Raw genomic sequence first — 19,699 nt, forward strand, 5'->3', positions numbered from 1 at the left:
AAACCCAAGCCCACCTACTACTTACTTCTGCTGCGCTACTGTGACGGGTTTTCCAGCCGGCGGTCCAACCAGGTATGGGTAGTCTTTCAACATACTTTTACCTAACAGCGGCTTATTTACACCTTGATGGCACGTCGCGCAATTGGCCTTCGCCACATCCCCATCAGGTCCTAAGCGGTGCGGTGGGAACATCCCCGTAATGGGCACAATGTAATTGCTATTGACGTCCTTCACCATCTGAATGCCATGCCATGCCTGAGCACGCTGTGGAGGGCTTTCTGTCCAGTCCGCAAAGGCCCTGGAGTTATGACAGTAGGTGCAATTGACGCCCAATGCATTCGATAGATGGGTCATTACCCCAAAGACCGATTCCGTTTCCTGAATTGTTTTCACATGGCCTGTTGGTAAAGCGGTAGGTCCTGTAATCCGCGCCGCGCCTTTTCCGGCTAAGAAATAACTAGAAAAGGGTTGGTTTGGCAAAGAGGCATAGCCAACATTTGGTGAAGGCGCATTCTGTCCATTGCGATTACCCAGCATGCCACCCTTTTTCTTTTCGGCGGTATCAAACCAGACTTCTTTTGGTACTGGATTACCGCGATGGCAGGTGTAGCACGTTACGCCCGTATCTTTGACGTGGGCATTCCAATTGGAATTAATCGCCTGCGTCATTTGAATCATCGTACGTGCGACATTTTTGGTGTAGACCGAATCATCCGCAAAGTTCTGGACGTTATGGCAGTAACCACAACCTTCTTTTGGCGCAATCCAGGAAGTCATTGCGACCATAAACGTAGTGAACTGTGCCTCACTGAGGTTACCCAGTACTTTTACGTTCTTGTAAACTGCACTTGCCTTGGGTCCATCCGCAGGAACGGGCACGCCTGGAGGCGCCACATTTTCAGCTGCTAGCTTTTCTTGGGTGCGGGGATTATTGATTTCCACCATCGCCGTACCGCGGAAACCAGTTTGCTTAGCATCAATCGGTGGTCGCTCACAGCCCGTTAATAGGACTGCCGAAGCAAGTCCTAAGGTGATCAGTAATTTATTCAATCCGGCTTTCATTATTTTGCTCCCTGAATAGCGGCAGGTGCCATCGGTGCACTGAGTGCTGGGTCGGCAACCACCTCAAAATAGGCGGGGTATGCCGGAGCAATGCCGTGTTTAACACCCCACAGATACCAGTTATCGACGACGGTACCTGTTAAGAGGATGCCAATACCACCGGTGATTGGGGTCAATACTGCAAACCACCAAGCCCAACGGTGAATCGATTCCATCGTCGCATTAAATCCCATCGTCCAACGCCAGAAAAGACCCGCACGCTCAGAAGCAGTGCCGCGATCAACAATTTGCTCAATCTCACGCTCGCCACCAAAACGGCTGACTGCCAGGATGGTTGCGCCGTGCATTGCAAAGAGCAATACCGAGCCATACAAGAACACAATCGACAGCATGTGGAAGGGGTTATAGAACAAATTACCATAGCGAATGGAGAAGGCTGCAGTCCAATCGAGGTGCGAGAAGATGCCAAATGGAACTGCCTCACTCCAGCTGCCCATCAGCACAGGGCGAATCAAACCCAGAACCAGGAATAACCAAATGGCAGCGGCAAATGCCCAAGGCACATGCGTTCCCATGCCAAGCGCAATCGCGCGGCGATAGGTGCGATACCACCACAACATAATTGAAATGGTCGTAAAGAGACCGGCGATTAACCACCAACCGCCCTCATTCATTGGCGGGAAGGTCAATCCATATTTAGGCGCAGGAGGATCCAGCGATAACCAAAATAATTGGCGCACAAACTGAATGGGGTTCCAGTCCACTTGGGCCAGCATATTAAAACCAATCATCACGAATGCAGCCAAGCCAAACATCAGCGATGCCAAGCCGAGTCGACCTAAGTAGATGGGCCCGAGTTGTGCATTGCCGATGAGGCCCATGAGGTAACTAAAGCCAAATACCTTAGTACGCTCGCGCATATCGTATGCGTTGATTGGCACCCCATGACTAACGGGGCCAGTGACTTGTGTTTGGGTAAATAAATTTTGATATTCCATCATGTTCTCCGCTATTAGCTCCAGATGGGCAAGTTAAGCCACCATGTCCACCATTCAGGCCATCCTTTAGTCCAGAATGGGCCGCTAATCACAATACAAACAGCACTCCAAAAGCCCGCTGCTAAGGCTAAAAATAAGCCGACACGATGGATACCTAAGGTACCCACGGAGTAACCCACGATGTCTCTGAAGAAGGTATCTTCATGCTCTGGCGTTCTTACGGTGTGGCCAGGCTGTGGATTGGTCGATGACAAAATCAAAGCGCCGTGCAAAGACAACGCCAGTGTTGTAGTAAAGAAAAAGGTAACCGCTAGCATGTGTGCTGGGTTGTAATGGAAATGCAAGTATTGATATCCAGTATTCGATACCCAATCCAAATGACTCAAGATGCCATACGGGAAACCATGGCCCCAAGCACCCATCAAGACTGGGCGAATGACCACGAGAGTGAAATAAGCAAAGATCGCCATACTAAAGGCGGCGGGAACATGGAGGCCCATGCCGAGCTTGCGGCAAATTTCAACTTCCCGGAGTGCCCAGGATATAAAAGCGCCGAGAGCACAGATGGTAATGATTTGCCACAAACCGCCCTCCATCATCGGTGCCGGTCCCAAGCCATACTTGAGGTCGGGAGGGGCAATGTTTATTTGCCAGATATTCCAAACCCCAGATTGCGCAGCGCCCCACAGTATGAGAGCCGTTCCGAGGAAAGCGAAAAAGATGGTGGTGACACCAAAAAATCCAACATAGAATGGCCCAACCCAGAAATCAAAGAGATCTCCACCGATTAACGTGCCACCGCGTACGCGGTATTTCTTTTCAAAATTGAGCATAGCCATTTATGCACTCCTTACAAAACGAGACATCGCTCGTTCTTAATTAATCTGCCGTAAGCAGGTAACTATCGCTAGGTACCCACTTACGCCGGTACAACAATTACTTCTTGGAAGCTGCAACCGCAGCTTTGTACTCCGCTTGACTCAAGCCATCGAGCCATTTGTACTGAGTGGTGCTCAATAGAATCAAATGAATCATTGCGGCCAAAGCAAAGAGAAAAACGCCCTGCGCAACCATCGCGCGTAGTGGGTCGTATAGTTTCCAAATTCTCCACATAATGTTTCTCCTAATTTAAGTAAGACATAAAGCTATAAACGCCGCTTTCGACAGTCTTAAAAAATGATGCGCCGTCTGAGCTTCCAAACAGCCAGCTTTTTTGAGATGCCGGTAAAACGATCGTTAACAAGGCAACTCCAAAGATCACTACATAACTAATCAAAAAAATAAGCTTGAATGACAGTCTGTCATTCACCAAATTTTTATTAACAACTTCTGTATTTATCTTCATGATTCACCTCTTCACTTTATTTTCTAAAACTTAATTACTGCTACTTAAAAAAACCATGGACGCCACGCCCATACGAGGATGTGCGCAACGACTGCGATAGCAGCAAATCCGAGAAGACCTTGCACATAAAATGCATGGAATTCTTGAGCCTCTGCATCGGTAAGCCCAGATATAGATCTGTTTTCACTCATGATGAATACTCCTTAAGACTGACCTTGCGGTCTTTTCTACATCACCCCTGTAGATTTGGGGATACGGCATGGTGGTGCCATATTCGGGCTGCCCTAACATCAGGCAAATGGGTTGCGACTTCATCATGCTGTCTCCATTACGCCAAGTGACGTTTTGGATTTATTCACACAATCTACGGTGACTCGCTCTAGATTTCCGCTGCGAGCTTCACGCTCAGACATGTCACGCAGGCGCTTTGCTACGGAGATCTGGGTTAAAACCGGCTGACCGCTTATTAAGCGATTCAGTAACAACTGGGCCTCAACATCCCAAGGCATTGCATGGATGGCTGTTTGCAAGCGGGCTGGGGTAGGATCTACCTTATCCATTTCAGTACCCAAGGGCAGAATGTGAAAGAGTGCATCAAACAGCGCATTACATACTTCTTGAATTAAGTACGCTGCGCCTGAATAGCCCATATATGGGGTTCCGGTATGCCGACGAATAATGGCGCCTGGGAACGATGCAGGAATGTAGGAGCAACGTGCATTGACTTCGCTTGCATACATGCGCTCGTTGTAACTTCCAAACAAAACGAGTGGTGTTTTCTTTTGCACTAAATCGCGAATTGCGCTGTTGTCTGTTTTTTGACCTGGCATTCTGGATACAGCAAAGTTACAAGGCAGGCCCATTTCAGTTTCTAAGAAATGGCTAACACCGCGGGTGTAGGTTTCGTTTGCAACAATTCCAAAGCTCGCGGTACCAAAGAAGTCCTGGGTAACTGAGCGCCAGAGATCCCAAACTGGTTTGAGGGTAGTATTTTTTTCTTGGGCAATGAACGGCTCTGGATCAAGACCCGTTAATTCACCCAACTTACGCAAAAATGCAGTGGTTGAATGCATCCCAATTGGCGCTTGTAAGTAAGGGCGCTCTAAGGTCTCGCAAAGCAAACGGCCAAACTCGCGGTACATGCAAATGTTCACATCGGAATCAGCCAACTTCTCTACATCGGCCAAATGACTGCTGAGCGGGAACACCATATTGATTTGGGCGCCAATGCCCTCAACCAGACGCTTAATTTCTGCCAGATCGCTGTATAAATTGAATGTGCCGTAAGCCGGTCCAATGATATTCACCATTGGCTTTTCGCCAGCTTTGCGCTCTGGTCGCGCTGGTATTTTCTTTAAACCGTATTCCGTCCATAACCAGTTCATCGCCCGGTTAGCGCACTGCCACTGGTCTTCATCAATGGTTCTAGGCAAGAAGCGCTTAATCCCGGTTCCTTCTGGAGTAACGCCGCCGCCAATCATTTCAGCGATTGAGCCTGTTACTACTACTGCAGGCAAATCAGGATCAAGCACTTTATGTGCCCGTTTCATTGACTCTTCCGTACCTTCGCGACCCAATTGTTCTTCAGCCAACCCCGTCACAACGATTGGCAGCTCATGTGGTGGCAGGGCATCGGTGTAATGCAATACCGATGTCACTGGCAGGTTTTCACAACCAACCGGACCGTCAATCACCACCTGCAAACCCTTGATGGCAGTAAACACATATACAGCGCCCCAATAGCCGCCAGCACGATCGTGGTCAAGAACTAGCATTAGCCCATCTCCTCTGCTTTGCGCTTCTTCTGGGCTTTTTCGTTGCGGCGGCGAGTCTCTGCGCGGAAATCGGGGTGATCAACCGGTACGGCATCCCAGACCCCAGCGGAGTAACCTGTGCCAACACCCTCGAAAAATTCCTTCATGGTGTCAAAACGCGCCTGATTGCCAAGTGCTGAATTAATCACCTGCGCGAGCGAACCGGCTCCAGCGGCGCCCATGAGCGGCCGAGCTGAAATCAAGTTCGTGAAATACAGCGATGGTATTGCTGCTTCTTTTGCTTTTTGCACAATCGGTGTTGTGCCAATGACTAAGTCTGGCTTGAACTCATGCATCGCTGCCACATCTTGCTCAAGCGAAGCGCGGTACTGCACATGTACGCCGCGTGACTCCAGCCAGTCTTGATCGGCACTACTCCAAATGGTCTTAGGACAGGCTGTGCCGACGTATTTCACTTCGGCACCGCTTTCGATTAACAAACGCGCCACTAAAAGCTCGGAGCCCTCATAGCCGCTCATCGTAATCCGGCCTTTAATTGGCTTCGCTGCTAATGCGGCTTTGATCAATGGCAAGAATTTATCTTTTGAAATGCCTACTTTGGATTGTGGAATGCCGCAAGCCTCACCAATCGAATCCAGCCAGGCTGCTGTACCCTCGTAGCCGATTGGGGCTGAGCCGACAATCGTTCTGCCGGCGGCTTCAAACTCCCGAATACTCGCGGTATAAAACGGATGGATGGCTGCCACTACTTTTGAGTCCAATGCTTGATAGAGTTCACGCCATTCGCGGGTTGGCACAACTGGCCCTACTGCCAAGCCCATGGGATCAAGCATCATGCCAATTCCAACGGGATCGACCGGGAACATTTCACCCAGTAAGGTGATGGTTGGCTTATCGGATACACCATTGCGTGGCGCAGATACAGGACCCGACTCTGCTTCGCCCCGAGCGTAACGGAGCATGGCGCTGGCCAATACGTCTTTCGCTTCTGCATGGGTTGGCACGCCAAATCCAGGCACATCGATACCAATGATGCGAACACCATTGATTTCTTTTGGTAGGAGCTGTAGAGGTACGCCGCTAGCCGTTGGTACGCAGAGATTAATAATCACAATCGCGTCGTACAGCTCGGGATTGGCTTCTTTGTAAACGGCATCCCGAATGTCTTCGAACAGCTTTCCTGTGACTAAGCTCTCCGAATTAAATGGAACATAACCGACGCTGCGCCGTGCGCCGTAAAAGTGGGATGTGAAGGTTAAGCCATAAACGCAGCATGCAGATCCAGAAAGGATGGTGGCAGTCCGGCGCATACGCAGACCCACTCGCAATGATCCAAATGCTGGGCACATGCTTTGCGGCTGATCATGTGGACCTTTTGGATAATCTTGTGCGTACTGCCCCAAAATCTCGCTTTTATTGGATGCCTGCGCAGCTGCTAATAATTTTTCTGCACCAGAATGGCAGCCAAGACCATCCTGAGCTACTGCCTCAGCTTGGATTGGGATTATTTTGGATTGGCTCATGGTATTGATCTTTAGACTTTGTCGTAGATCACTTCAAGCGTTGGCTTGATGACCTCATCTTTACCAACCATGTCAAAAATAGTTGCGGGCTCTAGAACCACGTTACGACCCACTTGATCCGCCGAGAACAATCCTAATAAATCATCGGAAGACATTGGTTTTGGTCTGACCGGTGGCGCCTCCGCCACGTTGAGTGCCAAAGCCTCAAATACCGATGCCCACTGACTATCTGGCTTACCAATAATTTCGTAACTGGCGCTCTTACGGCGAATATCTTCGTTTGCAGGAATGGCAGACAACACCGGAATCCCTACTTTTTCAGCAAAGGCACTGGCCTCGCCTGTGCCGTCATCCTTGTTGATCACCATGCCAGCTACACCGACATTACCACCCAGCTTACGGAAATACTCCACTGCTGAGCAAACGTTATTGGCAACGTAGAGTGACTGCAAATCATTACTTGCAACCACAATCACTTTTTGACACATGTCGCGGGCAATCGGTAAACCAAATCCACCGCAAACTACGTCGCCCAAGAAGTCGAGCAAGACATAATCAAAACCCCAGTCATGGAATCCCAATTTTTCGAGGGTTTCAAATCCATGAATGATTCCGCGCCCACCGCAGCCACGGCCGACTTCGGGACCGCCCAGCTCCATTGCAAAAACACCATCGCGCTTAAAGCATACATCGCCGATTTTGACTTCTTCGCCGGCTAATTTTTTCTTTGACGAGGTTTCAATAATGGTGGGGCACGCTTTGCCCCCAAACAGCAATGAAGTTGTATCGCTTTTTGGATCGCAACCGATAAGCAATACTTTTTTACCCTGCTGCGCCATCATGTACGACAAATTAGCTAAGGTAAAACTTTTACCGATTCCGCCTTTTCCGTAAATCGCAATAATCTGGGTTTTCTTCGTTACTTCACCCGTATGCACTGGATCAGGATCGACCGCAGCTTCTTTTTTTAAGTTTGTAAACTGAATGGTGATTTCTTTTGGGTTCACTGGGGCGTTCATTTTTCACTTCTCCAATCCACTATCATTTTTAAGCAGCGTGCATCTTCAAACGCTGTGCGGTAAACATCATCTATTTGGGTTGATGAACGATGGTGAGTAATCAAGTCATCCAAACTCAGAAGACCTGCATCGATGCAATTCTTTACGGCATTTAAGTCACTTGGATCCCATTGGGATGCGATGCGTAATTTGACTTCCCGCATAAATGCAGGTGCGAATTGAAAAGCAATATCGTTGTCATAAAAGCCGGCGAGGATAATTTCACCACCATGCTTGAGCCTTGAAATTAATTGGTTTAAGACCTGCGCTTGACCACTGGCATCACATATGCGCGCATAGTCTTTCCTTGCATCGCCATCCGGGTGAATCACTTGATAACCTTTAGCGCCACTCATGCGGTCCGCATTTACTTCCCACACCACTGGCTGATGCCCGAGCATGACGGCAATGCGCGCAATTAAGCGTCCTACTACGCCGTGTCCAATAATTAAGTCGGGTTGCTTATGTACATTGCCTTGCGTAACGTGATAGGCCGTAGCAGCGAGCGCGAGCAGTACGCCTTCTCTGCCAATCTGCTCTGACAGTGCTGTAACGCGCGCCGATGGAACAACTACATGGGATGCGGCTCCACCAAATAATCCTTTAACGTCACCAAAGCATTTCGCTCCAGGTACAAATACACGCTGCCCAACTGGAATAGTCGCTTTAGGGCCAGCCTCAATTACTCTACCAACAGACTCATATCCGGGAACGAGGGGATAGCCCATCCCTGGAAAATGGGGCATGGTGCCGTTCCAAAGCAATTTTTCAGTGCCAGTACTGATCCCGCTCCATTCAATTTCGACCACAATGTCATCGGGCTTTGGCGCATCTAGCACAAGCCGGCTCAACTTGAGTTCTTTCGGAGACTCAATGACAACGGCTGTGGAATGGATGGCGCTCATATGTAATATTTACTTTACTTTTCTAGATGTAAACTAATTTATACATTATATCAATGTTCAGCATCAGTATTTACCCTTAAATTACCGGCTTGCCAGCACGATTTGCGTGTTAATAGGCATCTTGGTTGCCACGGTTTTGGTTGATTTGAACCCGACTTTTTTCAGTAAGTTACTGATTTCATTTACTGTTCTTGGTCTTCCTCTGCCCATGGCAAGTAAATAAAAGCCAAAGTAGGCATGACCCATCGCCTGGGCGTCTGGTGCATCCGCCATGGGCTCTGCAATTAATAGAATCCCGCCGCTAGGCAATGCGGCATAAATGGACGCAAGCAAGGTCAAGACGCGTTCATCATCGTGATCAAAGATCACGCGCACCAGGGTGATTAAATCTGCCCCCGTAGGCAATACGTCTGTAAAAAAATTACCGCCGTGCGTTTGTATTTCTCGTGTTGCTGGATTGGACGCCAATTGCTGGGCCGCTAATTGCGCCACCCCAGGCAAATCAAAGAGCATTTTTTTAAGCTGTGGGCTGACTGCGTGAACTCGCTTTAGAAAAGTTCCTTGGCCGCCGCCAACATCGAGCATACACTGGTGCTTACTGAAGTTATAGGCATCGACGATCTCATCAGCAACTAAAGGTAAAGATGCCGACATCAGCGCGGAATACTCAGCCACACTCTCTTGGTGTTTGAGTGAATCTTGATCCTCGTCCTTATCCGAAACGTAAGGCCAATATTTTCCTAAGTTGCGCTCACTCATAGAGCCTGATAACAGTGCGAGGGGATCACGCATGTCGGCATAGAAAGCGGTGTGGTGCTCTACCATCGCTGCTATGGCATCGTTACCCACCAGAGGAGCGCCTAAGGTGCCTAAACCATAACGCTCCTTCGAGCGCCGCTCTAGCAATTGAATTGCTACCGCAGCATCGACTAAGGTTTGCAATCCCTTCATTGGAAAATGCGTAACACGACTGAGCTCTTCTAGATTCAGCGGACCATTTTTTAAATGATTAAACACGTTGAGTCGCACACAAGCTAATAAGATTTGTGAGTACACAAATCCAGACATCACATCGAATAAATTGCTCGCACGTGATCGTGAGATGGAGCGAAAAATTGGCAGGCTTGCAGCAAGACGTTGAAAGCGTTTTGTGGCAATCAACTGATCACGCAATATCAATATGCGATCCCAAAGTCCATACTCCGGCGTCAACGCTAATGGCGTTTGCGGAGTAACGGACTTGTCAGCGACAGAGGACATGTAAGCCTTAGCCGAATCTATGCGGCCATACGACTAATACCAGCCGTAATTAGCCGTGCATCTTTTGCAAACCAGGCTGCTGGCAATAGGCGCTCAGCCTCATGTGCGACCAGCATCTTTAATGCAGCATCACCTTTGCAATTGGGGATTGAACCAATCGCTTTGGAAACCAATTCATCAAAGTATTGAACAGCGCCAGTGAGTCCCAGTTCACGTGCTGAGCTGGGTCGATTGTGTTCAATATCCTGCCCAGCAGGCTTACCTAACAACTCGGCATCACCTAAGACATCACGAATGTCGTCGGCCACTTGATATGCTTCACCAAGCCACTCACCGAGAGCGCGCCACGTATCTGCGTCAGATCCTGCTGCTTGCGCGCCACACGCGGTTGCTGCTGCAAATAATGCGCCTGTTTTTGCGCGTTGATAGTCGCCGAGAATGGCTTGTGGTTCGCATTCCCATGCCTGTCCTGCGATGATTCCGTGGGGCGCTCCAACGCCAGTTGAAATGGTTTTAATTAAAGGCGCAATGCGATTGGCAGAATGACGCGCGGCCAATGCCACCACTTGATATGCCATCACGATTAAGGCATCACCCGACAGTACCGCTAAGCGTTCACCATATTGGCGATGAACCGAGGGCACGCCACGGCGCAATTCGGCATTATCAAAACATGGCAAATCATCATGAACCAAGGATGCGCAATGGAGTAACTCAATTGCAATCGCGGCTGCCATCGACAGCGCAGGATCATCATCACCGCAGGCATGGGCAACCGCTAAAGTGAGCTGTGGGCGAATACGTGCGCCCCCTGGAAACACTGCATGGCGCATCGCCGCGCTCAATAATTTGGGACCGGTATCGGATTCGTGGCGAGTCAATGCCGCCTCCAATGCGCGATTGATATGTTTTATGGGTGACATAAGGCACACTCCCGAGGGTGAATCGTCAAAATAGGTGGACGATTTGTGGTGTAAATATTTAATTACTTGCTAATATGTAAAAAAATATAGACACTCTTATCCTTACTGTCAACCTATGAAACCCTTAGCGCCATGATGAGCAGACTCAATTTGCCCCTATTTTGGCCAAATTGCTTAAAAATTAGGCAGATTTCCCTATTTCACCTTAATTTGAACGAATGAACCGCCCTTCCATCGACCGAATTCCTCAAAATTGGCCCATGCGTGAGCTCAGTAGCTCCGTTTCTGCCGGTCAAATGGAATGGCACGTCCAAATGGCGGGCGCCGAAATCGGTGAAAACGGCACAAAAAAGCCAGTTGCCCTATTGCTCCACGGCACAGGCTCCTCTGCCCACTCCTGGGCAGAATTGGTGTCCGTGCTCGCTAAATCACATTGGGTGATTGCACCCGATCTACCGGGCCATGGTTTTACGATCAACCACCAATCAGAGCAGCTTTCCTTAACCCTCATCACGCACAAGCTAGCCGAGTTATTACATGCATTGGGGGTAGAGCAGATCGATAGCATCATCGGCCACTCTGCCGGCGCCACCCTTGGCCTGCAATACAGCCTTCTCTATCCCGCACCCAAACGCATTCTTGGCCTTAATCCATCTTTAGTTAGCCTACCAAGCTTCTACCATTCATTTTTGGCGCCGCTGATTAATCCAATTGCAACATCATCTTTTGTTTCGTCGATGATCGCGGATTTTTTACCGCTTACCTCGATGATTGATAAATTGCTGGACTCCACCAATTCCAAGCTCAATGGCATTCAGCGTGAACGCTACAAATTGTTATTCAAGCAAAAGAATCACATCAATGGCTCGCTCAACTTCATGGCAGCAACCGATATACCCAACTTGCTTGCGCATGCGCATGAAATTACTTCAGAGCTCACTTTTTTAGTGGCGAATCAAGATAGCTGGGTACGAAAAGAAGAATTGCTTGCTGTCATCCATCGCTACTTTCCACGGTCTACCGTGATACAAAAAGACGGTGGTCATTTATTTCATGAAGCAAACCCCGAGGCGGCTTTGGCTATTATTCAATCTGCACTTGACTAGGCGCAGTAAGGCCGTAATTGATCTACTGACGAAGGAGGAAGAAACACGATGAACTCGATCACGCTCTATGCGATTGCTGGAATTATTATTTTGGCTGGCCTAGGTCTTTTTTTGAATGCATACATCAAAGGCAATCAAACCTTAAAGAAGCTATCTGCAAAGAAAAAGAAAACGAGCTGGTAAGTCAGAGAAATGATATTGATTTACTGTCGCGCTAACTGTGCGGCACGCTGTGAAATGGCTTTACCCGAATTGATGTAAGGCAATGGCAAATACTGTGCGGCCATTTCGTTGGCAAGTGCCTCTGCTAATGCCTGTGGCGCACTCGCAGTATCAATAAATAAAATCGCATGTCCTGCCGCACGCAATTGACGCGCAGTTTGCAAAGCGTCTTGGTGTGCACGCTCACGACCGCCAACTCCTTCTAATGTGACATTCGCAATGCCATCGGTCATCACCACAATCAAGGGCGTCATACCTTTGCGGCGGATCGATAAAGCCATTTCATTCACCGCAGCAAAACCGGTTGCTAGTGGGGTTCCGCCACCACCAGGTAAAGCGGCTAAATTACGCTTGGCACGCACTAAGGATCGCGTTGGTGGCAATACTACGTCTGCAGTACGACCACGCAAGGCAATCATCGCAACCTCATCGCGCCGAATGTAGCAATCCGCCAGTAATTGCTCCACTGCTCCTTTCGCTTCAGCCAAACGCTGAGTAGCGGAAGAGCCTGACGCATCCACCAAAAAGATGGTTACTACACCTTGGCGCTGCTGATAGCGCTTAATGTGCAAGTCATCGGCACGAATCTGAATGTGGCTGCGTTGATTATTTACAGAGGGTTGTTTTACTTTGGACTCTACTTGGCGCATGGTTTGCCATGGAACGGCAGCGCGAATGGTTTTTAGTAAATCCAAGCGCTTCCCACCCTTGGGCAATCCACGCCATGACTCTGCTGGACGCCCTGAATTCGCATTCTTTTGCAATTGGCCAAATTGGCCTTTAGAGCCTTGCTTACCGTTCGCGCGCCCCAGTCCAGCAGTCAACTGTGCCAATGCGTTCGGTGGAATCCCAGCCCGTATGGCCTCGATGAGCAACTCTTCTAAATCCTCTGCGCTTGGCTGCTCCATGTTTTCTGTTGGCTGATTTGCATCCGTATCACTGTCCTTGCCTTGATTAGGATCATCCTGCTCTTGCGGTTCTTGCTCTGATTTATTTTGATCTTCATTGGTTTGCTCTGAATCTTCAGCTGAATCGGGCTCAACTTCAGGCTCATCTAGCCCCTGCTCTTCTCGGCTACTGGGCATGCGAGTAGCGCGGTGACTCAATACCAAACGCGCTGCGTCGACTACCTCATCCTCGGTGACGGCGTTTTGGTTTCGTAATGCCGCTAAGGCTTTCGCAGCCCGAACGGCAAATAGACCGGCCCGTATGGAATCTACTCCAAATGCAGCCGCTGATTGCAATAAAGATTCGATAAAGTGGGCATCGCATTCAATCACGGGTAGTCGCTGTCTTGCCTCCGCGATGACTGCGGGCGTAATTTCCAGGGAATCCTTGCAGTCATTCTGGCTCAGGTGATCAAGGCGCACTTCAAATGCCATGTGCTCGGCTAAGCGCGGATGAATCGACTCATCCGGCCCAATACTCTCATCCAAGGCAATCATGCTAAAGAGGCATGGGGTAAATTCAGCACTCTGCTGGGGATGCCGCACCTCGCCCCGATCAAGCACTTGCATGATGTGCGCAATCGTATGGACAGACACGCGTTCGGCCATGGGGAGCACAATAAATCCACCGTGGCTTTTTGCTAGCAATCCCGAGCTGTAGATCGGCTTACCGTGACTCAGGGTTGCCTCTAGATCGAGGCCGCCAAGTAATTGCTCATCTTGTATTTGAAGGGGGATTTTTTGAAAGTGAATACCGGGAGCAATCTGCGTTTGCATAAATGCAAACCAAGCATCCCGAATGGGACCAAACTGACTCTTAACGCAAATGCCGCCTAAGCCATGAGGATCAATTGCCAATAATGCCGCAGTCGTCTGTGCATCAAACCAAGCAGATTGACCGCGTTGTGTGGTCATAGGACTTTAGAAAAAATCGGCCAATACGCGCTCGACCCGCGTCGTAGAACTGCTGTCATCTAATGGGTTGCGACGCAAACGGTGGCGCAGTGCCAGTGGCGCTAATCGTTTTAGATGCTCTGCAGTAGCTTTGCGTGCGCCATCAAAAGCAGCCAGCGCGCGCATGCCGCGCATTAAGGTTAGCTCTCCGCGTAGGCCGTCGGTTCCGAGCTGAGCGCATAGCTTGGTAGCAAGCGTTAGCACATCGTCACCAATGGTCACTTTGGCTAAGCGCTTACGCGAGCTGAGAATTTTTTCCTTAAACTCATTTTCGCTATCCTCATATTGCGCCAAAAAGGCAACGGGGTCGCGTTCAAATGCATCGCGGCGCTTAATGATATCGATGCGCTGGGCAAGGTCTTGTGGGGTTCTAACCTCAACTGAAAACCCAAATCGATCCAGCATCTGCGGGCGCAGCTCACCCTCTTCTGGGTTACCACTACCAATTAATACAAAACGCGCTGGGTGACGAATGCTTAAGCCCTCACGCTCCACGACGTTTTCGCCGGAGGCGGCTACATCAATCAGCAAATCGACTAAGTGGTCTTCGAGTAAATTCACTTCGTCAATGTATAAATAGCCGCGATTGGCTTTAGCCAGCAAACCGGGCTCAAATACCTTAATGCCTTGGGAAAGGGCTTTTTCAATATCTAGCGCACCCACTACTCGATCTTCTGTCGCGCCCAATGGCAAATCCACAACGGGAACGGGTACTAATTCGGTCTTTAACTTTTCGCCGGCAGCCTTACGTGCCTCACAGGCAAAACACAAGGTCGGGGCACTGGGATCGCAGTGATAAGAACATCCCGCAATCACTTTCATGGGTGGTAAGAGCGCTGCCAATGAACGAATCGTAGTCGACTTACCGGTTCCGCGGTCACCAAAGATCAATACACCGCCAATGCTGGGCTCAATGGTGGAGAGGGCAATTGCCAGCTTCATCTCATCTTGAGCAACGATTGCAGTAAATGGGAAATTAAAAGCCATGTCGATTCAATTTAAGTCATAGACACTGAAAGCATACTACGAATGGGGCGCAGCCTCTCTTTGGCCGAACCTAAGCCCCTTGGCTATTGGATTGGAATCAAAATCTCATTGCGCCGCATCCATGGAATACTCCAGGGCGGGTTGTAACGGGCGAGGCGGGGATTACCCAATGGCTGTTCATTCCTTGATTTAATCCAGGCCATGAGCTCGGCTGTTTTTACTTGCACTTTCTCGTCACCCACAAATCCCGTAAACCGAATCACCGCTAGTTTTTGGGGTCCCACGGCCAGCAACTTCACTTGAGGATTGTTTGGCTTAGGCAAGGTCTCTAAGGTGTATTGCTTTGGCATCACAAACTGGATGAGCCAGGTTTTTTTATCGCCCTTACCTTCAGCAATCACTGGAATAGTCATGGCAATCTTTTCCGGGACGGGTTCAGCCATATTAAGTCCGCCGTCTCGAACCGCAATGTTGTTGCCAAAGATGTAATTGGCAATCAGACGAAAGCCGGCGCTCGAAGCCTCACTGAGATCGCCCGGCACCTCAACCTGCGCCACAATCAATGGTGCATATTCCCGAATTTCAAATGGTTCGGCTTGCTGGAGGACACGGTAACTCGGCTCTTCTGTTGCCATGGCAAGGGGTACTCCAATTAGAAAAAAGGAGAGGGCAAGGCTAGTCTGTAGCCAAACCGGCATTACACGAAAAGAATTCCGACTATCACTGGAGTAGGGATTACTTAAAGTCATAGAGTCGCTCTGGATTACTGACGAGTATCTGCGTTAACAGTGCAGGCTCTTGAATCCAATTCCCTAGCAAATCACACAGATCGGCATCATTGGGCATCAAGCCCTTCACCATCACATGAGGCCAGTCCGTACCCCAAACAATCTGCTGTGGATTTGCTTTTATTAGCGCCTGTGCAAATGGATTGACATCCGAATAGGGCGGAGCAGCTTGCTCCGAAATACGGTAAGTGCCTGTGAATTTAACCCAGGCACGCCCTTCCCGCATCATTGCACAGAGGTTCTGAAAGCCAGCGTTGGCAATACCAAGGCTCGCCTTCACATAACCAAAATGACCAATCACAATCTCAACCGGAAAATCATGAAAGTCATTACTTAATTGTGGAAAGGCATCCACGTGCATTAAGAATTCCAAATGCCAGCCAAAGGGAGCAATACGCTGCGCAAGCCCTCGAAGCATGGCCATTGGCAATTGCCCTGTTACATCAGCTAAATCAACTATATTGCAACGTAGTCCACGAACGCCTGCTTGATGTAGCGCCTCAATTTCAGCATCGGTAATGGCGCTGTCCACCACAGCAACACCACGCAATTTTTTTGGGAAGGCCTTGAGTGCGGCGAGCATGGCTCGGTTATCCGTGCCATAAATACTGGGCTGCACTAAGACAGCGCGCTCAACCCCCAAGTGCGTTAATAGATTGAAGTAATCCGGGAGCAGCGCATCGGGCGGGGTGTAAATGCGCTCGCTGAAATACGGAAAGCTACTTTCAGGCCCGCAAATATGGGCATGGCAATCGGTGGCTCCTAAGGGTAAGAGCAGATCGGGTCTGCGTAAGACCCGATCTGGAGCCTGGCATAGTGGAGCCTTATTGAGGTTCAATACCGGCGTCTTTTGCAATCTTGGTGTACTTGGCGATTTCATTCTTAACAAACTGGGCCGTTTGCTCTAAATTCATCGGCTTGGATGTAATACCTGCTTTCGCATAGGCAATCTTGATATCTACATCTTGCAGCGCGCGGTTAATGTCCTCGTTGATCTTCACTTTAATCTTCTCTGGTGTGGCAGATGGTGCCCAAACACCAAACCAAAGTCCAATATCAAAGTTCGGATATCCCTGCTCAGCAATCGTTGGAATCTCCGGCGCAACAGATGCTCGTGTCGCACTGGTTATGCCCAATGCACGTGCTTTGCCGCCACGAACTTGTGCCATGGCTGTTTCAAATGGTGCCATGTAAAACGCGGTTCTGCCAGCAATGGTTTCTGTAATTGCTTCGGGTGAGCCCTTATAAGGGACGTGCAGCATCTTGATTCCCATAGCCTGATTAAAGTACTCAGCAGCTAAGTGCGTAGAGCTGCCAATACCAGCAGAAGCGTAAGGCAGATCGCCTGGTTTTGCTTTTGCAGCGGCTACTAGGTCTTTGATCGATTTGTATGGGCTATCAGCACCGACAATTAATAGATAGGGTGTTGTGCCGAGAATGTTCAGATCCGTCAAACTTTTTAAGTCATAGGGTAATTTTTTATAAATAGCTGGGTTGGCTGCATACGAGGCAGACTGAACCAACAGGGTATAGCCATCCGGCGCTGCATTAACTACTACGCCAGTACCAACTAGGCCGCCAGCACCTGGGCGATTTTCAATAATCACTGGCTGCTTCCACAGCTCAGACAAACTTTTTGCCACCAATCGACCAGCAATGTCCGCGCCCGATCCAGGTGTTAATGGAACAACCATCTTGACAGTCTTGGATGGGTATTTATCCGCCGCTGGTTGCGCCTGGACGGGGATGCCCGTACCCAAGATGGCCAAGCCAATCAGTCCGAGTTGCCATTGTTTAAGCATGGATTTGAATTGCGTCACAGTAAGTCTCCTTTTATTTTTATTGTGCTGCTCTGAAATACTAAGCTAATTTATTGAACTGAGTCCAAAAATGACTTCAAGGCTGAATTGAATTGGGCTGGCTTCTCAATATTGGATAAATGGGCCGCATCGTCAATGATATGCATGCTCGAATGCTGAATTACCCGATGCAGCACGGTTGCTTGAGCAACCGTACATGCGGGATCTTGTCTGCCTAGCAAGACCATGGTTGGCGCCGTAATCTTGAGTAGCATCGTTGACTGCGCCATATCCCGAACCGCGCTGGCACACGCAATATATCCATCCACCGGTGTGCTCAAAATCATCTTGCGGACCCGCTCAATTTTTGCTGGCTCGCTGGCAATGAATCCCTCCAAAAACCAACGCTTAATCGTACCGTCGACTAAGCCAGCTAGGCCCTGCTGCCGTGCAATCGCAAAACGCTCCTCCCACAGCGAACGCGGGGGCATCTCACTAGCGGTGTCGCACAAACTGAGTGAGGCAACCCGTTCAGGAAAATGAGCGCCAACAAACTGGCAAATCATTCCGCCCATCGATAGACCAACCAAATGGGCTTTCTTAATCTGCAAGGCATCCATCAGGCCAACGAGATCATTTGCTAATAACTCGATGCTGTACGGACCAGGAGTCACTTCCGATTGCCCATGCCCGCGGGTGTCATAGCGCACAACGCGGTAATGGGAGGTCAAGGCCACAATCGTGTCGTCCCACATTTCCAAGCTAGACATCAAGCTGTTGCTCATGACTACAACCGGGGCAGTCTCAGGACCATCAATTTGATAAGCCATTGTGATGCCATTAGCATGAATCGTTTTTTTCATAACACCCTTACAGTAAACGGATTGAACCTAAAAATAAATTGCAGCGTATCTTTTATTGCATTTAGCTCCTAATTCTACTCAGAAGGGAAGCACTTCACATACACTACTGACATGATTGCCGGTTTAGTTCAAATACTATTATTTCAGGGCTTGGGCGAACTGATTTCCAAGTTTGTCTTGACCACCCTGCCAGGCCCCGTGATTGGCCTTGTCTTGCTGTTGGCGTGGCTGATGCTGCGTGGCAAGCTTGACCCATCCTTAGCTTTGGTGGCGGATGGCTTTAGTCAATACCTAGGCTTGCTGTTTGTTCCCGCAGCCGTTGGGGTGGTTCTGTTTTTACCGCAACTCAAAGAGCATGCTGGGGCACTGATCACCGCTTTAGTGGTGAGTGTTGTCCTCACGATCACCACAAGCGCGCTCATCCTCAAACTGATGCACCGCGAGCCTAAAAACGATGCGTGAGTCTGCTTCGATTGTCGAGATTTGGGTCTACCTCTCCGGCAGCCCCCTAATTGCCCTGTTTATTACATTGGCCGCTTATCAAATTGGTCTATGGCTTTATCAGCGTAGTGCCCAAAATCCAATCGCTAACCCAGTAGCCATCGCCGTGGTCTTGGTTTCTGTTGCCATCGAGTTACTGCAAATGCCGTATCGAACGTATTTTGAGGGTGCGCAGTTTGTCCACTTTTTACTTGGCTCAGCCACCGTCTCCTTGGCTATTCCGATTTACCGTGGTATTCAGCATTTGCAAAGCCGCGCCCTGCCGCTGATCATTTCATTAGTCTGCGGTGGCCTCGTTTCCATATTGAGCTCCGTCGGTATTGCAACTGCATTGGGCGCCGATCAAACTCTCGTTGGTGGACTCTATTCGAAATCCGTCACAGCGCCGATTGCCATGGGCATCGCTGAGCAAATTGGTATTTCACCGACGCTCACTGCTGTCTTTGCAGTTGTGACTGGCATTTTGGGCGCCGTACTGGCCCGCTTCATATTGGATGCACTGGGGATGAAGTCGTGGTGGCAGCGAGGGTTTGCGATTGGGGTTGCATCCCATGGCATTGGTGCCTCACGGGCATTTAGTGTGAGCCCTGAAGCAGGTGCCTATGCGAGCCTAGCGATGGGGATGCACGGTATCTTAGGTGCCATTGCAATACCGTGGATTTTTCATCTAATGAATCGATAAC

The 19,699-nt window shown here is 49.4% G+C and carries 22 protein-coding genes; 4 read left to right on the forward strand and 18 right to left on the reverse strand.

The features are described from left to right. Positions 1-21: 21 nt before the first annotated feature. The 12 genes from pufC to Q8M75_RS08355 form a co-directional block, all read right to left on the reverse strand. Positions 22-1,062 (reverse strand): photosynthetic reaction center cytochrome PufC, encoded by a 1,041-nt coding sequence (gene pufC, locus Q8M75_RS08300; RefSeq protein WP_305488409.1) that lies wholly within the window; start codon positions 1,060-1,062, stop codon positions 22-24. Beyond that, entirely contained in the window at positions 1,062-2,063 is a 1,002-nt protein-coding gene (gene pufM, locus Q8M75_RS08305; protein ID WP_108468532.1) for a photosynthetic reaction center subunit M, read from the reverse strand. Before pufM ends, pufC begins: the two co-directional genes overlap by 1 nt. An 11-nt stretch (positions 2,064-2,074) precedes the next feature. Beyond that, positions 2,075-2,899 (reverse strand): photosynthetic reaction center subunit L, encoded by an 825-nt coding sequence (gene pufL, locus Q8M75_RS08310; protein WP_108468531.1) that lies wholly within the window; start codon positions 2,897-2,899, stop codon positions 2,075-2,077. Between the two features lie 97 nt (positions 2,900-2,996). Then, on the reverse strand, positions 2,997-3,173 hold the full coding sequence (pufA, locus tag Q8M75_RS08315) for a light-harvesting antenna LH1, alpha subunit (RefSeq protein WP_108468530.1): 177 nt from the start codon (positions 3,171-3,173) through the stop codon (positions 2,997-2,999). 10 nt (positions 3,174-3,183) lie between these two features. After that, entirely contained in the window at positions 3,184-3,405 is a 222-nt protein-coding gene (locus Q8M75_RS08320) for a hypothetical protein (RefSeq protein ID WP_305488413.1), read from the reverse strand. A 44-nt stretch (positions 3,406-3,449) separates the two neighbouring features. Continuing rightward, the gene (gene pufB / locus Q8M75_RS08325; protein WP_108468528.1) at positions 3,450-3,596 is read right to left on the reverse strand and encodes a light-harvesting antenna LH1, beta subunit; all 147 of its coding nucleotides are present in this window, start codon (positions 3,594-3,596) and stop codon (positions 3,450-3,452) included. 123 nt (positions 3,597-3,719) lie between these two features. Next, a complete protein-coding gene (gene bchZ / locus Q8M75_RS08330) occupies positions 3,720-5,180 on the reverse strand; it encodes a chlorophyllide a reductase subunit Z (RefSeq protein ID WP_305488415.1) in 1,461 nt (486 codons plus the stop codon). Then, positions 5,180-6,703: a chlorophyllide a reductase subunit Y gene (gene bchY, locus Q8M75_RS08335; protein ID WP_305488418.1), complete on the reverse strand. Its 1,524-nt coding sequence runs from the start codon at positions 6,701-6,703 to the stop codon at positions 5,180-5,182. Before bchY ends, bchZ begins: the two co-directional genes overlap by 1 nt. A gap of 11 nt (positions 6,704-6,714) precedes the next feature. After that, positions 6,715-7,722, reverse strand: a complete 1,008-nt coding sequence (locus Q8M75_RS08340) for a chlorophyllide a reductase iron protein subunit X (RefSeq protein WP_108468525.1) — start codon at positions 7,720-7,722, stop codon at positions 6,715-6,717. Next, positions 7,719-8,666: a chlorophyll synthesis pathway protein BchC gene (bchC, locus tag Q8M75_RS08345; RefSeq protein WP_305488422.1), complete on the reverse strand. Its 948-nt coding sequence runs from the start codon at positions 8,664-8,666 to the stop codon at positions 7,719-7,721. Before bchC ends, Q8M75_RS08340 begins: the two co-directional genes overlap by 4 nt. A gap of 81 nt (positions 8,667-8,747) precedes the next feature. Beyond that, on the reverse strand, positions 8,748-9,926 hold the full coding sequence (locus Q8M75_RS08350; protein WP_305488424.1) for a methyltransferase: 1,179 nt from the start codon (positions 9,924-9,926) through the stop codon (positions 8,748-8,750). A gap of 17 nt (positions 9,927-9,943) precedes the next feature. Beyond that, on the reverse strand, positions 9,944-10,849 hold the full coding sequence (locus Q8M75_RS08355) for a polyprenyl synthetase family protein (RefSeq protein WP_305488426.1): 906 nt from the start codon (positions 10,847-10,849) through the stop codon (positions 9,944-9,946). 218 nt (positions 10,850-11,067) lie between these two features. Between Q8M75_RS08355 and bchO the strand changes: the two genes are divergently transcribed. Both bchO and Q8M75_RS08365 read left to right on the forward strand, forming a co-directional pair. Further along, a complete protein-coding gene (bchO, locus tag Q8M75_RS08360) occupies positions 11,068-11,955 on the forward strand; it encodes an alpha/beta fold hydrolase BchO (RefSeq protein WP_305488428.1) in 888 nt (295 codons plus the stop codon). Positions 11,956-12,003: 48 nt separating this feature from the next. After that, positions 12,004-12,138, forward strand: a complete 135-nt coding sequence (locus Q8M75_RS08365) for a hypothetical protein (RefSeq protein WP_267895149.1) — start codon at positions 12,004-12,006, stop codon at positions 12,136-12,138. Between the two features lie 20 nt (positions 12,139-12,158). On the opposite strand, the gene Q8M75_RS08370 is transcribed toward Q8M75_RS08365, so the two are convergent. The 6 genes from Q8M75_RS08370 to pcaD form a co-directional block, all read right to left on the reverse strand. Continuing rightward, positions 12,159-14,039 (reverse strand): VWA domain-containing protein, encoded by a 1,881-nt coding sequence (locus Q8M75_RS08370; RefSeq protein ID WP_305488432.1) that lies wholly within the window; start codon positions 14,037-14,039, stop codon positions 12,159-12,161. A gap of 6 nt (positions 14,040-14,045) precedes the next feature. Further along, complete coding sequence (gene bchI / locus Q8M75_RS08375; RefSeq protein ID WP_305488435.1) at positions 14,046-15,065, reverse strand: magnesium chelatase ATPase subunit I; 1,020 nt, start codon at positions 15,063-15,065, stop codon at positions 14,046-14,048. A gap of 83 nt (positions 15,066-15,148) precedes the next feature. Continuing rightward, positions 15,149-15,814, reverse strand: coding sequence for a heme-binding protein (locus Q8M75_RS08380; RefSeq protein ID WP_305488437.1), 666 nt, complete (start codon positions 15,812-15,814; stop codon positions 15,149-15,151). After that, positions 15,801-16,691, reverse strand: a complete 891-nt coding sequence (locus Q8M75_RS08385) for an amidohydrolase (protein ID WP_305488440.1) — start codon at positions 16,689-16,691, stop codon at positions 15,801-15,803. The genes Q8M75_RS08380 and Q8M75_RS08385 overlap by 14 nt, the downstream gene beginning before the upstream one ends. After that, entirely contained in the window at positions 16,678-17,673 is a 996-nt protein-coding gene (locus Q8M75_RS08390; RefSeq protein ID WP_305488442.1) for a tripartite tricarboxylate transporter substrate binding protein, read from the reverse strand. Before Q8M75_RS08390 ends, Q8M75_RS08385 begins: the two co-directional genes overlap by 14 nt. A 50-nt stretch (positions 17,674-17,723) precedes the next feature. After that, positions 17,724-18,515: a 3-oxoadipate enol-lactonase gene (gene pcaD / locus Q8M75_RS08395; protein ID WP_305488445.1), complete on the reverse strand. Its 792-nt coding sequence runs from the start codon at positions 18,513-18,515 to the stop codon at positions 17,724-17,726. A 111-nt stretch (positions 18,516-18,626) separates the two neighbouring features. Here pcaD and Q8M75_RS08400 point away from each other — a divergent pair, with 111 nt between their 5' ends. Then, complete coding sequence (locus tag Q8M75_RS08400) at positions 18,627-18,977, forward strand: CidA/LrgA family protein (RefSeq protein ID WP_305488447.1); 351 nt, start codon at positions 18,627-18,629, stop codon at positions 18,975-18,977. Further along, complete coding sequence (locus Q8M75_RS08405) at positions 18,970-19,698, forward strand: LrgB family protein (RefSeq protein ID WP_305488449.1); 729 nt, start codon at positions 18,970-18,972, stop codon at positions 19,696-19,698. The genes Q8M75_RS08400 and Q8M75_RS08405 overlap by 8 nt, the downstream gene beginning before the upstream one ends. The last annotated feature ends 1 nt before the right edge of the window (position 19,699 follow it).

Origin of the sequence: Polynucleobacter sp., from assembly GCF_030693775.1 — a bacterium.
Lineage (GTDB): Bacteria > Pseudomonadota > Gammaproteobacteria > Burkholderiales > Burkholderiaceae > Polynucleobacter.